This is a genomic window from Glutamicibacter soli (assembly GCF_003309065.1).
In the GTDB taxonomy this organism is placed as follows: Bacteria; Actinomycetota; Actinomycetes; order Actinomycetales; family Micrococcaceae; genus Glutamicibacter; species Glutamicibacter soli.
In genome coordinates, this window is sequence record NZ_POAF01000005.1 from 95,606 (window position 1) to 108,154 (window position 12,549).

Annotated in this window: 15 protein-coding genes; 8 read left to right on the top strand and 7 right to left on the bottom strand. The window is 64.4% G+C overall.

The genetic code is table 11. The annotated features are described in order from the left end of the window. The first annotated feature begins 46 nt into the window (after nt 1-46). The 7 genes from C1H84_RS11215 to asd all read left to right on the top strand — a co-directional run bounded on the left by C1H84_RS11215 (nt 47) and on the right by asd (nt 6,677). Nucleotides 47-2,263, top strand: a complete 2,217-nt coding sequence (locus C1H84_RS11215) for an RNA degradosome polyphosphate kinase (protein WP_047119705.1) — start codon at nt 47-49, stop codon at nt 2,261-2,263. Beyond that, entirely contained in the window at nt 2,263-3,270 is a 1,008-nt protein-coding gene (locus C1H84_RS11220) for an NUDIX hydrolase (protein ID WP_082123945.1), read from the top strand. The genes C1H84_RS11215 and C1H84_RS11220 overlap by 1 nt, the downstream gene beginning before the upstream one ends. A gap of 156 nt (nt 3,271-3,426) precedes the next feature. Continuing rightward, nucleotides 3,427-3,756 carry a GNAT family N-acetyltransferase gene (locus C1H84_RS11225; RefSeq protein ID WP_047119706.1) on the top strand — a complete coding sequence of 110 codons (330 nt, stop codon included), beginning with the start codon at nt 3,427-3,429 and terminating at the stop codon, nt 3,754-3,756. A gap of 76 nt (nt 3,757-3,832) precedes the next feature. Continuing rightward, complete coding sequence (locus C1H84_RS11230) at nt 3,833-4,636, top strand: thymidylate synthase (RefSeq protein ID WP_053798542.1); 804 nt, start codon at nt 3,833-3,835, stop codon at nt 4,634-4,636. Next, nucleotides 4,633-5,208 (top strand): dihydrofolate reductase, encoded by a 576-nt coding sequence (locus C1H84_RS11235; protein WP_113607448.1) that lies wholly within the window; start codon nt 4,633-4,635, stop codon nt 5,206-5,208. The genes C1H84_RS11230 and C1H84_RS11235 overlap by 4 nt, the downstream gene beginning before the upstream one ends. Before the next feature lie 10 nt (nt 5,209-5,218). Continuing rightward, entirely contained in the window at nt 5,219-5,446 is a 228-nt protein-coding gene (locus tag C1H84_RS11240) for an NF038396 family protein (protein ID WP_047119709.1), read from the top strand. A 112-nt stretch (nt 5,447-5,558) separates the two neighbouring features. Then, nucleotides 5,559-6,677: an aspartate-semialdehyde dehydrogenase gene (gene asd, locus C1H84_RS11245; RefSeq protein WP_047119710.1), complete on the top strand. Its 1,119-nt coding sequence runs from the start codon at nt 5,559-5,561 to the stop codon at nt 6,675-6,677. Nucleotides 6,678-6,762: 85 nt separating this feature from the next. Here the strand turns inward: asd and C1H84_RS11250 are convergent, their stop codons facing one another. The 6 genes from C1H84_RS11250 to C1H84_RS11275 form a co-directional block, all read right to left on the bottom strand. Next, entirely contained in the window at nt 6,763-7,857 is a 1,095-nt protein-coding gene (locus C1H84_RS11250; RefSeq protein WP_280524260.1) for a UDP-N-acetylmuramate dehydrogenase, read from the bottom strand. 18 nt (nt 7,858-7,875) lie between these two features. Next, entirely contained in the window at nt 7,876-9,108 is a 1,233-nt protein-coding gene (locus C1H84_RS11255) for an MFS transporter (RefSeq protein WP_244910886.1), read from the bottom strand. Beyond that, on the bottom strand, nt 9,084-9,524 hold the full coding sequence (locus C1H84_RS11260) for a MaoC family dehydratase (protein WP_053798547.1): 441 nt from the start codon (nt 9,522-9,524) through the stop codon (nt 9,084-9,086). Before C1H84_RS11260 ends, C1H84_RS11255 begins: the two co-directional genes overlap by 25 nt. A 2-nt stretch (nt 9,525-9,526) precedes the next feature. Next, nucleotides 9,527-9,973 carry an FAS1-like dehydratase domain-containing protein gene (locus C1H84_RS11265; protein WP_047119713.1) on the bottom strand — a complete coding sequence of 149 codons (447 nt, stop codon included), beginning with the start codon at nt 9,971-9,973 and terminating at the stop codon, nt 9,527-9,529. 102 nt (nt 9,974-10,075) lie between these two features. Further along, a complete protein-coding gene (locus tag C1H84_RS11270) occupies nt 10,076-10,351 on the bottom strand; it encodes a hypothetical protein (RefSeq protein ID WP_047119714.1) in 276 nt (91 codons plus the stop codon). Next, a complete protein-coding gene (locus C1H84_RS11275) occupies nt 10,348-10,779 on the bottom strand; it encodes a DUF4190 domain-containing protein (RefSeq protein ID WP_181728116.1) in 432 nt (143 codons plus the stop codon). Before C1H84_RS11275 ends, C1H84_RS11270 begins: the two co-directional genes overlap by 4 nt. A 245-nt stretch (nt 10,780-11,024) precedes the next feature. Between C1H84_RS11275 and C1H84_RS11280 the strand changes: the two genes are divergently transcribed. After that, the gene (locus C1H84_RS11280; RefSeq protein ID WP_113607450.1) at nt 11,025-11,555 is read left to right on the top strand and encodes a hypothetical protein; all 531 of its coding nucleotides are present in this window, start codon (nt 11,025-11,027) and stop codon (nt 11,553-11,555) included. A 10-nt stretch (nt 11,556-11,565) separates the two neighbouring features. Here C1H84_RS11280 and C1H84_RS11285 read toward each other — a convergent pair whose 3' ends face one another. After that, nucleotides 11,566-12,396, bottom strand: a complete 831-nt coding sequence (locus C1H84_RS11285; RefSeq protein WP_181728117.1) for a DUF2797 domain-containing protein — start codon at nt 12,394-12,396, stop codon at nt 11,566-11,568. Between the last annotated feature and the right edge of the window lie 153 nt (nt 12,397-12,549).

The window sequence follows — 12,549 nt, forward strand, 5'->3', positions numbered from 1 at the left end:
AACGGTGAAGATGGCCTCCACCTGCAGGAAGAAGTGAGTTCAGCAGATGACAACCACCCCCAAGCAGCCCCCGGCACAACTGAGGGATGTCCCTTCATCCAAGGTCAATGAAGACCGGATCGAACCGGCAGGACTCCTGCCCGACCTCCATCCGGACGGGGGTTTCGAGAACGAGCGGTTCCTCGACCGGGAACTGAGCTGGCTGCATTTCAACGCGCGGGTGCTGGAACTGGCCGAGGACGTCGACCTGCCGCTGCTTGAACGCGTCAATTTCCTCTCGATCTTCGCCTCCAACCTGGACGAGTTCTTCATGGTGCGCGTCGCCGGCCTGAAGCGCCGCATCGTGACCGGCCTGGCCGTCCCGGCGGCCAACGGGATGAACCCGGTGGACCAGCTCGAATTGCTGCTGAACTCGGCGCACGAGCTGCAGACCCGCCATGCAAGGGTCTACTCGGAGTCAGTCTCCCCCGACCTTGCCACGCACGGCATCCGCATCACCGGCTGGGACGAGCTCTCGGCCTCCGAGCAGAGCTTGCTCTCCGAGTGGTTCATGGCCCAGGTCTTCCCGATCCTCACCCCGCTGGCGGTGGATCCGGCCCACCCCTTCCCTTATATCTCCGGCCTGTCGCTGAACCTGGCCGTGGTGGTGCGCAACCCGCTGACCGGCAAGGAGCTGTTCGCCCGCCTGAAGGTGCCTGACACCATCGACCGCCTGGTCAGCATCGACGGCCCGCGCGCCGCCCACTCCTCGCACCGCGCCGCACGCTTCATCGCGCTGGAGGACCTGATCGCCGTGCACCTGGAGCAGCTGTTCCCGGGCATGGAAATCGTGGAGCACCACTTCTTCCGCGTCACCCGCAACGAGGACCTGGAAGTCGAGGAAGACGACGCCGAGAACCTGCTGCAGGCCCTGGAAAAGGAGCTGCTGCGCCGCCGCTTCGGCCCTCCGGTGCGCCTGGAGGTGGTTGACGACATCAACCCGCAGATCATGGATCTGCTCTCCCGCGAGCTGGGTATCGACGAGGACGAGGTCTTCAAGCTGCCCGCCCCGCTAGACCTGCGCGGCCTGGGCGTCATCGCCTCGCTGGACCGCACCGAGCTGCACTACCCCAAGCACATGGGGCACACCTCACGGTTCCTGAACGAGTCGGAAACCGCCAAGGCAGCCAACGTGTTCGGCGCCGTACGCCGCCGCGACATCCTGCTGCACCACCCCTACGATTCCTTCTCCACCTCGGTCCAGGCCTTCCTGGAGCAGGCCGCTGCGGATCCGAAGGTCATGGCCATCAAGCAGACCCTGTACCGCACCTCTGGCGACTCGCCGATCGTCGATGCGCTGATCGACGCGGCCGAAGCCGGCAAGCAGGTGCTGGCGCTGGTGGAGATCAAGGCCCGCTTCGACGAGCAGGCGAACATCTCCTGGGCGCGCAAGCTGGAACAGGCGGGCGTGCACGTGGTGTACGGCATCGTGGGCCTGAAGACCCACTCCAAGCTCTCCCTGGTGGTGCGCCGCGAAGGCGACAAGCTGCGCCGCTACTGCCACATCGGTACCGGAAACTACCACCCGCGCACCGCGCGCTACTACGAGGACTTCGGGCTGCTGACCTGCGACGAGGAGGTCGGCGAGGACGTCTCGAAGCTGTTCAACCAGCTCTCGGGCTACGCCCCGCGCTCCACCTACAAGCGTCTGCTGGTCGCCCCGCGTTCGGTGCGCACCGGGCTGCTGGCGCACATCGAGCAGGAAGTGCGCAACGCCCAGGCCGGGGTCGACGCCAAGGTGGTCATCAAGGTCAATTCGATTGTCGACGAGGCGATCATCGACGCGCTGTACCGCGCCAGCCAGGCCGGGGTGAAGGTCGACGTGATCGTGCGCGGCATCTGCGCCCTGCGCCCGGGCGTCCCGGGGCTGAGCGAGAACATCCGGGTCCGCTCGATCCTAGGCCGCTTCCTGGAGCACAGCCGCGTGTTCACCTTCGCCAACGCAGGGAACCCGATCGTGTACATCGGCTCGGCCGACATGATGCACCGCAACCTCGATCGCCGCGTGGAAGCCCTGGTCTCCCTGGGGCAGCCGGAGGACATCGAGGAAATGATCAGCCTGCTGGAACGCTACATGGACGACGGGACCTCCTCCTGGCATCTGCACTCGGACGGCAAGTGGGACCGGCACTACAAGGACGAGGACGGCAACCCGCTCTCCGATGTCCAGTTCTGGCTCATCCAGGACCACGCCCAGCGGCGAAATAGCGGGCGAAACAGCTAGTGGCCGATTCGAATGTCCAACGCGCCCTTGACCGGGTGCTGGAACTGCATCGTTCATCCGATGCCGAGGAAATTCGCCTGGGCCACTTCGACATCATCGCCGCGGGGGCCATCCCGTGGCGGCTGGAGCACGGCAAGCTGCGGGTGCTGGTCATCCACCGGCCCAAGTACGACGACTGGTCCTGGCCCAAGGGCAAGCTGGACGACGGCGAAGCCATCGCCGAATGCGCGGTGCGCGAAGTCCACGAGGAGATCGGGCTGCAGATCACGCTCGGCCTGCCGCTGGCGGCCACCGCGTACTCGGTGAAGCAGCGCGCCAAGGTCGTCTACTACTGGGCGGCCGCCACGCACCACGAAGCCGAGGTCATCCCGGACGGATCCGAATGCGACGAGGTCCGCTGGGTCTCCCCCAAGCAGGCCATCGGCATGCTGACCAACCCCTCGGACGCCGCGCCGCTGCAGGACCTGCTCGCCGCCCACAAGGCCGGCCATCTGGAGGCCAAGCCGTTCATCCTGGTCCGCCACGCAAAGGCCAAGCCGCGCAGCAAGTGGACCCGTGCCGAAGGCGACCGCCCGCTGGCGGCCACCGGGCGCCGCCAGGCCCAGGCGGTCTCGCGACTGCTGGAAGCCTGGGCCCCGGGGCATGTCGCGTCTTCGCCGTGGATGCGCTGCGTGCAGACCGTCGCGCCCTACGTCACGGCGAACCAGCTGAAGCTCAGCTCCGTGCGGGCGGTCACCGAGCATGCGGCCACCCGGCACCCGAAGCGGGCTGCGAAGGCGGTGCAGAAACTCCTGGACAAGAACCGCTCCCAGGTGCTGTGCACGCACCGGCCGGTGCTTCCCACGGTACTGAAGGTCCTCAAGGGCAGCACCTCGGCGACAATCGCCGAGGTGCTCCCCGCCAAGGATCCTTTCCTCGATCCCGGAGGGGTGATCGTGGCGCACCAGCTACCCGGCGCGAATCCGCGGATCATCTCCCTGGAAGTCCATACCCCGTATCACGACTGACACCACCGCCGGCGCCGCTGCACCGCACCCGGCGGACGGGCATCCCCGGCTCCTCACGCCGCGAGGATGCCCGTCGTTGCATCTGCGCACAAATGCGACTATGACTGTTTAATAAGAATCCCCAGTGGCTCTTGTCACCCAGAGAAAGGCCAAGCCATGAGTGCAAATCAGCCCCAGCAACCGGTTGAGAAGATCGTGCACCAGGGTCTGCGCCTGGACCATGATGAAGACCGCGGGCGTTTCTCGCTGTGGCACGGATCCACCTATGTCGGCTTCATCGGCTACCACCGCGAAGACGACGTGGTCACCATCCAGCACACCATCGTCAACGAGGAATTCGGCCGCCGCGGCTACGCCCGGGCGCTGGTGACGCTGGTACTGGACCGGCTGGCCAACGAGGGCGTCAAGATCGTTCCCGAGTGCAGCTACGTGCAGGACTACCTGCGCCGCTACCCGGAGTACCAGGGCATGGTCGTCAAGGGCTGAAGCTTCGTTATCCGGGGCTTCGTGGGATACGCCACGGGACCTCCGGCGCCGTTCGCCGGTGGACTAAACTGGTGGGGTGAGCATTCCTACCCCATACGAAGACCTGCTTCGCGACGTTCTGGAGAACGGCGCCGCCAAGGAAGACCGCACCGGAACCGGCACGCTGTCGGTCTTCGGACGCCAGATCCGCTTCGACCTGGCCGATTCCTTCCCGCTGATCACCACCAAGCGCGTGCATTTCCGCTCGGTCGCTGCAGAACTGCTGTGGTTCCTGCGCGGGGAGTCCAACGTGAAGTGGCTCCAGGACCAGGGCGTGCGCATCTGGAACGAATGGGCTGACGAGGACGGCGAACTGGGGCCGGTCTACGGCGTCCAGTGGCGCTCATGGCCCACCCCCGAAGGCGGCCAGATCGACCAGATCTCCCAGCTGGTCGACTCGCTGCGCAGCAACCCCGATTCCCGCCGCCACATCGTCTCGGCCTGGAATGTCGCCGAAATCGAGAACATGGCATTGCCGCCCTGCCATGTCTTCTTCCAGTTCTATGTGGCCGACGGCAAGCTGTCCTGCCAGCTTTACCAGCGCAGCGCCGACATGTTCCTCGGCGTGCCGTTCAACATCGCTTCCTACGCGCTGCTGACCCGCATGCTCGCCCATCAGCTGGACCTGGAGCCGGGTGAGTTCATCTGGACCGGCGGCGACGTGCACATCTATACCAACCACTTGGAGCAGGTGCGCGAACAGCTCTCCCGCGAGCCGTACCCGTACCCGACGCTCGACTTCGCGTCCAAGCCGGAGTCAGTCTTCGACTACACTCTGGAAGACTTCGTGGTCAACGACTACAAGCACCACCCGACCATCAAGGGGACCGTCGCCGTATGACGCCTGAACCGCGCCACACCGCCGACCTCACGCCGCTGGTCGGCGCCATCTGGGCCCAGGCGGACAACGGAATCATCGGCAACCAGGGAACCATGCCCTGGCATGTCCCGGAAGACCTAGCCCATTTCAAGAGGATCACCGCCGGCCATCCTGTCATCATGGGCCGCGCTACTTGGGAGTCGTTCCCGCCAAAGTTCCGGCCGCTGCCCGGACGCAGCAACATCGTGCTGACCACCCGCGCCGAGTCGCACCAGGCGCTGCGCGATGCCGGTGCGCTGCCGGTCGCGGACCTCGGCGAAGCCCTGGCCCTGGCCAAGACCTGCGAGGGCAGCCGGGAAATCTGGATCATCGGCGGAGGCAAGGTCTACGCCCAATCGCTTCAGCTGCTGGACCTGGCAGTGATCACCAAGCTCGATCTGGAGGTCCAGGGAGACACCCGCGCGCCGCAGCTCCCCGAGGACTTTGCCCTGGGGCTCAGCGACCCGGGACTGGATGGACCGGAGAACCAATGGCACAAGTCCGGTACCGGCACTCGCTACCGTTTTGAAACCTGGATCCGCGAAAAGGACTAGTTAACATCCCATGAAAAAATACCTCGCTGATCTCAAACAGCACTCAGATGCCCTGTTCGTCCTCGGCTACATGCTTTTCCCGCTGCTCGCGCTGGTTGTCGCGGTGCTCGGGTTTTTCATGGTGCTCGGCGGCCACAAGATCTTCGGCGTGATCCTGCTGTTCGTCCCGACCCAGGTGTTCCTCTACGCGGCGTTCTGGGCCATCAAGAACCGCAAGCTGTTGCTTGAGGAAAAGTAGAACTTTTGCTGCTGCAGAATCACACCCGGCCCTTCTGGGGCTTGGGTGTGATTCTGCTTTAAGCGCTGTAACGAACCGGGATAATAACGTAATTCAGCCCTACCATTGAGGTATGACTTCATCTGTTGGTTTTGTAGGTTACCGTGGCATGGTCGGTTCCGTGCTCATGCAGCGCATGCTCGACGAGGGCGACTTTGCGCAGATCGACCCGGTCTTCTTCTCGACGTCGAATGCCGGCGGCCAGGCCCCCGCATTCGCCGAGGGCGCCGGCCCGCTACAGGATGCTTTCGACATCCAGACGCTGGCCAAGCTGCCGATAATCGTGACCGCCCAGGGCGGCGACTACACTACCAAGGTCCACACCGAGCTGCGCAAGGCCGGCTGGGACGGACTGTGGATCGATGCCGCATCGAGCCTGCGCATGAACGACGACTCGGTGATCGTGCTGGACCCGATCAACCGCAACGTCATCGACCAGTCGCTGGTTGCCGGCGTCAAGGACTTCGTGGGCGGCAACTGCACCGTGTCCTGCATGCTCATGGGCCTGGGCGGGCTGTTCAAGAACAACCTGGTCGAGTGGGGCACTTCCATGACCTACCAGGCGGCCTCCGGCGGCGGCGCCCGCCACATGCGCGAACTGCTGACCCAGTTCGGCGACATCAACGCCTCGGTCGCGGACGAGCTTGCGGACCCGGCCAGCGCCATCCTGGAGATCGACCGCAAGGTGCTTGAAACCCAGCGCGGCGGCCTGGACGCCGCACAGTTCGGCGTGCCGCTGGGCGGTTCGCTGATCCCGTGGATCGATTCGGACCTGGGCAACGGCCAGTCCCGCGAGGAGTGGAAGGCCGGCGCGGAGACCAACAAGATCCTGCAGACCTCCGGCAGCCGCCACATCGCCATGGACGGACTGTGCGTGCGCATCGGCGCAATGCGCTCGCACTCGCAGGCGCTGACCCTGAAGCTGAAGGAAGACCTGCCGGTCTCCGAGATCGAGTCGCTGTTGGCCGAGGACAACGAGTGGGCCAAGGTCGTGCCGAACGAGAAGGAAGCGACCATGGAGCAGCTGACTCCGGTGGCCGCCTCGGGCACCCTGGACATCCCGGTCGGCCGCATCCGCAAGCTGGAGATGGGCCCGGAGTACATCTCCGCCTTCACCGTGGGCGACCAGCTGCTCTGGGGCGCCGCGGAGCCGCTGCGGCGCATGCTGGCCATCGCACAGGGCCGCCTGTAGGGACTACTTCCCCGCCGACAAATGCCCGGGGCGCACAGTTCACTGAACGGTGCGCCCCGGGCATTTTCACATATGCGGACGGATACTAGAGCTCCACTCCGATCAGCAGCGGCTCATTGACCAGCGTGATGCCGAACCGCTCGGCAACCCCGGCGCGCACTGCGCGGGCGATGGCCAGGATGTCAGCCGCGCTGGCGGTGCCCCGGTTCGTAATGGCCAAGGTGTGCTTGGTGGACAGTGAAGCCCGTCCCCCGGCGATCTGGAACCCGTCGGTCCCCTCCAGTCCGTAGCCCTTGCCGAAACCTGCCTGGTCGATCAGCCAGGCGGCCGACAACTTGACCATTTCGGCCTGCTCGGCCGGGTAGTTCGGAGCGTTGTGCGGCAGCTGCTCCAGCACCGACGCGTCGACAATCGGGTTGGTGAAGAAGGAGCCGGTTGAATGCGAGTCCGGGTCCTGCGGGTCATAGACCATGCCCTTGGACCGACGCAGTTCCAGAACCGTCTGCCGAACCAGCGCTGCATCCGCGCCCTGGCCGGCTTCGACGCCCAGGCGGCGGGCCAACTCGGCATAGCGGATCGGCGCCGACTCGTTGCCGCGCTTGAGCAGGAACGCGGCTTCCAGCACCACGTACCGGGGCGAACCGTGGGTGCTGGTGCGCTTGATCAGCGAATCACGGTAGGCGAACGCCAGGTCCTCGTTCGACAGCTGCAGGATCTCCTGCGCGGTGCGGTCCCAGACGCGGGCCCAGGCCAAGGTCTGGGAGACGTCCGCTCCGTAGGCGCCGACGTTCTGCACCGGGGTGGCACCGGCACAGCCGGGGATCCCGGAGAGGGCTTCGAGTCCGCTCAGGCCTTCGGCCAACGAGTACTCGACCGTGGCGTCCCAGTTCTCGCCGGCCGCGGCGCGCAGCAGCGCCAGCCCGCCGTCCTGTTCCTCGACAACCAGGCCGCGCGTGGCGATGCGGATGACGGTGCCCGAGAAGCCCTCGTCCGAGATAACCAGGTTCGAGCCGCCGCCGATGAACAGGATGTCCTCGCCGGCGTTGTCCGCGGCGGTGATCGCCGCAATCAGCTCGGCTTCGGTGGACGCGGTCACGGTGCGCGCAGCGTCGCCGCCAACAGCCGTGGTGGTCATGTTCTTCAGCATTGAACTACTATCTTTCGATTTGTCTCTGGAAATACGTTGATTCGGGCGGATCTAGCTGGCGGACTCGGGCTGGCGCGGATAGCCTGCGGCGTTCTTCGACAGCAGGAACGCCACGACAACCAGGATCGAGATGCAGCCGAGGGCAGGCAGCAGGCCGATAGCCCCGGCCAGCAGGCCCAGCAGCGGCGGACCTCCCAGGAATGCCGCGTAGCCGATGGTAGAAACCACTGCCACGCGCGCTGCCGCGTGTTCCGGGTCATCCGATGCGGCGCTCATGGCCAGCGGGAAGGTCAGGGCAACACCCATGCCCCACACGGCCAGCGCCACGAAAGCCAATGGCAGGTTGTCTCCGAACGCGAAGATCAGCAGGCCCACTAGCGCGGCGATGGCGCTGGCCCGGATCATCCAAACCCGCCCCATACGCAGGATCAGGTCCCCGGCCAGCAATCGGGTCAGCGTCATGGCAGTCACGAAGGCCGCGTAGCCCAGCGCGCCGGTGGCTTCGGTGGTCCCGTAGCCATCGGCCAGGGCCAAGGCCACCCAGTCTCCGGCCGCGCCTTCGGCGAGCGCCATGCCCAGCACCAGCACGCCCAGCAGGACCGTTTGCGGCTCCTTCCAGGTGCTCAGCAGCGAATGCCCCTTGAACTTCGAATCCTTCGAGGCCCGGCTCCGGTCTTCCCCGTAGAAACGGGTCGAATACAGCACCGTGGCGATGATCAAGATGCCCATGACCCCGTAGTGCAGTTGCAGCGGCAGCGCGACCGCTGCGGCGCCGGCGCCGATTCCGGCGCCGAGAACTGTACCCACGGAGAAGAACCCGTGCAGGGCAGGCATGACGCTGCGTCCCAGTGCCCGTTCCATGGCCGCGCCCTGGATGTTCGAGGCGACGTTCCACGAGGCGGCTCCAAGCCCCTGGCAGAAGAGCACCGTCGCGGTCAGCATGCTTGAGTGCAGCAGTCCCGAGGTGGAGCCGACGCCCATGAGCGCGAGTCCTGCAATCAGTGCGCCGTAGCGCATGACGTTGGTGGCGCCGAAACGCATCACCAGGTGACCAGCCAGGGATACGGAGAGGAAGGAGCCTGCGCTCATTCCGAGCAGCAGCAGGCCGACCTGCGAGTGGTCCAGCCCCAGCTCGTCGCGCAGTGCCGGAAGCCTGGAGACCAGGGTTGCCAGCAGCAGGCCGCTGGCCATGTAGGCGGCCATCAACGAGTTGCGCCAGTGCTTTACCGCGACCGGCACGTCGGCTGCGGGTTGCTGGTTCAGAGCTGCACCACGGCCTGGCACTTGAGCAATACCTTGGTTCCGTTGGCGGAGACGGTCAGGTCCACGCGGGCGGTGCGGGCCTGGGCATCCAGGGCACCGATCTTGCCCTCGACCTCGATGGTGGTTCCTTCGAAGTCCGAGGGGTTGGTACCTTCGGGGTCCTCGACGACGACCGGCTTGGTGAAGCGGGTCTGGTAGTCGATGACTGCGCCCGGATTGCCCACCCAGGTGGAGACCAGGTCGATGACCGCGCCCATGGTGAACATGCCGTGGGCGATGACCGAGGGAAGCTCGACTTCCTTGGCGAAGCGCTCGTTCCAGTGGATGGGGTTGAAGTCCCCCGAAGCGCCGGCATAGCGCACCAGGTCGGCGCGGTTGACGTTGACAGTGTGGGTGCCGAGAACCTGTCCCTTTTCAAGGGTGTCGAAAGCGATCATGATTAGTCCTCAGCTCGAACCAGTAGCGATGAAACGGTGGTGGCGATCTTTTCCCCACCGACGGTGGTGATTTCGGCGCGGGTGGTGATCATGGCCCCGGCGCCCATTTCGCGGATCTGGTCCACGTACAGCTCGGCGAGCAGTTCATCGCCGGCCACGATGGGGCGGTGGTGGGTAAAGCGCTGGTCTGCATGCACCACGCGGGAGAAGTCGATGCCCGAGGCAGGGTCAGCGATCAGCTGGGCGTCGGCGCGCTGGGCCACGATGATGGCGAAGGTCGGCGGGGCGACCACGTCGTTGAAGCCGAGCTTGCGCGCGGATTCGACATCGTAGTGGGCCGGAGAGGTGGCCTTGGTGGCTGCTGCGAATTCTCGGATCTTCTCTCGTCCTACCTGGTAGGACTCGCCGGCAGGGTAGATGCGCCCCACCAGATCAGGGTTGATGCCCATTAGTTCTCCTGAACTTTGTGACTGTGTGTTGATTGCTGTCCACGCAGGGCTCAGCCGCTCGGGGCTCCCAGCTCTGCGGAACACGAAACCTTCGGGGTGCGGCTAGTTGCCGCCGTTGCCCTTGTTCTTCTTGGCTTTAGGGGTTGCCAGGCCGTTGGCGATCCGCCAGTTGCGGGCGTCCCGGGCGCGAATGACAAGTCCTGCAACGTGGCAGAGCATGCCGATGACCAGCAGTCCGATGGCTACGTAGAGCACCGGTCGAATGTGGTTGACTGAACCGATGATCGTCAGGATGATCCCTAGCCCGATGGTGCCCATCGCGGTAAAGACGATCTTCTTGTAGTGCTGGGAGGCCGCCTCCCAAGGCGTATTGGTCATACCCACCAGTCTAGTTCAGGGCAGGGAGCGACCGCGGACGTACAAGGGTATTTCTGCTGACATCCCGCAACCGCCAGTTCATGGAAGGACATCTGGCCTGACTCATCGGCAGGACGCATCGGCAAGGCGAGCCCGCCCAGACGACTAGGCGAAGATGTACGGCAGCGCTCGCAGGTGCTGAAGACCCCGAACAGCGCCACCGCGTAGCCGAGCGCCAAGGCGAGGATGGCGGCTTTCGCGCCTTGCTCATTTCTCGTTTTGATCTGGTTCAGTGCCACGTGGCCTGCACCTACCGCGAAAACCGCCGGGCCAGTGCCGCCCAGGAAGATCAGGGCCGGGATTTCGGCAATGGCCAGGCAGAGGGCGATGATCGACAATCGGTTGACCCGCAAGCTTGCGGAGGCTTGGGTGCCGTTGCGCTTATCCATGTCTCCTCCATCAATTCTGGAATCTGTGCAGGTGCCATCTGAGGTCTTGACCTCAGCCGGAGTGGGGATGTGCAGCATCTGGGGTCGGCATTCCGCCGACGACGTGGCATTCCCCCGTCACCCATTCACGGAGTCTAGGCGACGTCGGCGCCATGGGCGTCTATGCCATCGTCATCGGATCGCGGCCTCGCCCTGCAGTACTGCGTCCGTTGCATTGATCTACCGACCCGCGCTAGGCTCCGGGTATGACAGCGCCTACGCAGGGCATGCCCTACTCACCGGCACCGGTAGAAGTGGTCGCATTCATCGGCCGCATCCTCGGCCACGAATGGCCCCACAGCGAGGCTGAGCGCGTTCGCGTATTCGAAGCGTTGGGCATGCACAGCCCGCAGCGACCCACGGAAGATGCAGAGGAGAACATCGGAGGCATCTGGGTGCTGAAAGTTCCGTTGTGGGCCGAGGTGGATGCTCGTTGGAGTTCGTTCCGGGGTTCTCTCGTGCTGATCACCTTATTCCTGTACCCGCAGCCATCGGAACAGCATCCGCAGGTTCTGGAAAAATTCGCCGAGCTCCGGACGGAACTGTCAACGTACTTTTCTCCTCCGACGGAAACCTGGGGAACCGAAGCCATGCCCGCGGCAAGGTGGACGATCGGGACTTGCGGGGTTGAACTCTATTGCTTCAACAAACCCAACAGCGTGCTCTTGCTCTGTATCGAAGATCTGCAGCTGGCGCGCGTAGCCGAAGCCGCAGCCGTGGCGGATTCGGCCCCCTAGCCTCGATTACCTAGAACAGCGCAGACTGTTCTTCATGGAAGTCGCCACGTTCATCGGCAACTCCCAATTCGTGGGTTTTGAGTTCCGCCGCGTCGATGAGCCTCAGGGTTGTAGACGGGCCGCTGTCGACCATGATGGTTTGCCCCAGAACTCCGCGCACCCTGATGTTGAACTGGTTGTCTGCGATCTTCTGATCCCACGGATGCAGCGCATGCGCGTCCCAGGCGTCGACCACAAGTTGCGCATACTCCGGGTGCTCCCACAGCTCATCGCGAAGTTCGATGCCATAGGTCTCCAGCCCGCGTTGTGCAGACAGGAAGTCCCGGGCCTTGTCGGCCGCTGCACGGTTGATGTCATCGAGGCTGGCCAAAGTCAGTTCCCAGCTGGTCAGCCCCTTCACCTTGGATTTCTGCCGCACTTGCTGGCCCAGTCCCACGTGTTCGGTGATGAGATCTTCAAGCACGCGGATGGCCGCGCCGTCCCCCGCGCCAGCGATGTAGCGGGCGACGACCGCACCCTGCTGTGCTAGGCGGCTCCATTTGCTCTGGGTTGAGGTCGTGCCGACCTTCGTGGCTCCATGGGCGAAGCTTGCCACGTAGAGGAAATGCGGCTGTTCCAAATATTTTCGCATCCCCGCCGGCGCTTCGCCGGTCGTATGGAAGTGGTGCATGAATTTGGAGTGGTCAAGTCTCCGACACTGGTCGCACTGATTGCCTGTCCGTACAGCTTTGTTTTTCGGGCAGGGGAAATTGTTGCGACCGCCGTCAGGGTTCATGGTGATATAGCCCAGGCAGAACTTCAGGTCGCTGACTTGCAAGCGAAGGGCTCGATTCTTGGACAAGGACTCATGGATCCACTGTGAACCGCGACGGAGGCTCAGGCTTGGCGCCGGCTCGTAGTGGGAAAAGCTGATCCCGTGGCAGAGCTGTCGTGATTCACTGGGGAATTCCATGGAGGCCTTTCAAGAAAAGAGTCGCATTCAAGCCTAAGCCAG

What these genes read in the sequence shown, in the direction of transcription:
- C1H84_RS11270 (WP_047119714.1), bottom strand. Translation starts at nt 10,351, where the DNA reads ATGACCAATACGCCTTGGGAGGCGGCCTCCCAGCACTACAAGAAGATC.
- C1H84_RS11260 (WP_053798547.1), bottom strand. Translation starts at nt 9,524, where the DNA reads ATGATCGCTTTCGACACCCTTGAAAAGGGACAGGTTCTCGGCACCCAC.
- C1H84_RS11215 (WP_047119705.1), top strand. Translation starts at nt 47, where the DNA reads ATGACAACCACCCCCAAGCAGCCCCCGGCACAACTGAGGGATGTCCCT.
- C1H84_RS11235 (WP_113607448.1), top strand. Translation starts at nt 4,633, where the DNA reads ATGACGCCTGAACCGCGCCACACCGCCGACCTCACGCCGCTGGTCGGC.
- C1H84_RS11225 (WP_047119706.1), top strand. Translation starts at nt 3,427, where the DNA reads ATGAGTGCAAATCAGCCCCAGCAACCGGTTGAGAAGATCGTGCACCAG.
- asd (WP_047119710.1), top strand. Translation starts at nt 5,559, where the DNA reads ATGACTTCATCTGTTGGTTTTGTAGGTTACCGTGGCATGGTCGGTTCC.
- C1H84_RS11240 (WP_047119709.1), top strand. Translation starts at nt 5,219, where the DNA reads ATGAAAAAATACCTCGCTGATCTCAAACAGCACTCAGATGCCCTGTTC.
- C1H84_RS11265 (WP_047119713.1), bottom strand. Translation starts at nt 9,973, where the DNA reads ATGGGCATCAACCCTGATCTGGTGGGGCGCATCTACCCTGCCGGCGAG.
- C1H84_RS11280 (WP_113607450.1), top strand. Translation starts at nt 11,025, where the DNA reads ATGACAGCGCCTACGCAGGGCATGCCCTACTCACCGGCACCGGTAGAA.
- C1H84_RS11275 (WP_181728116.1), bottom strand. Translation starts at nt 10,779, where the DNA reads ATGGATAAGCGCAACGGCACCCAAGCCTCCGCAAGCTTGCGGGTCAAC.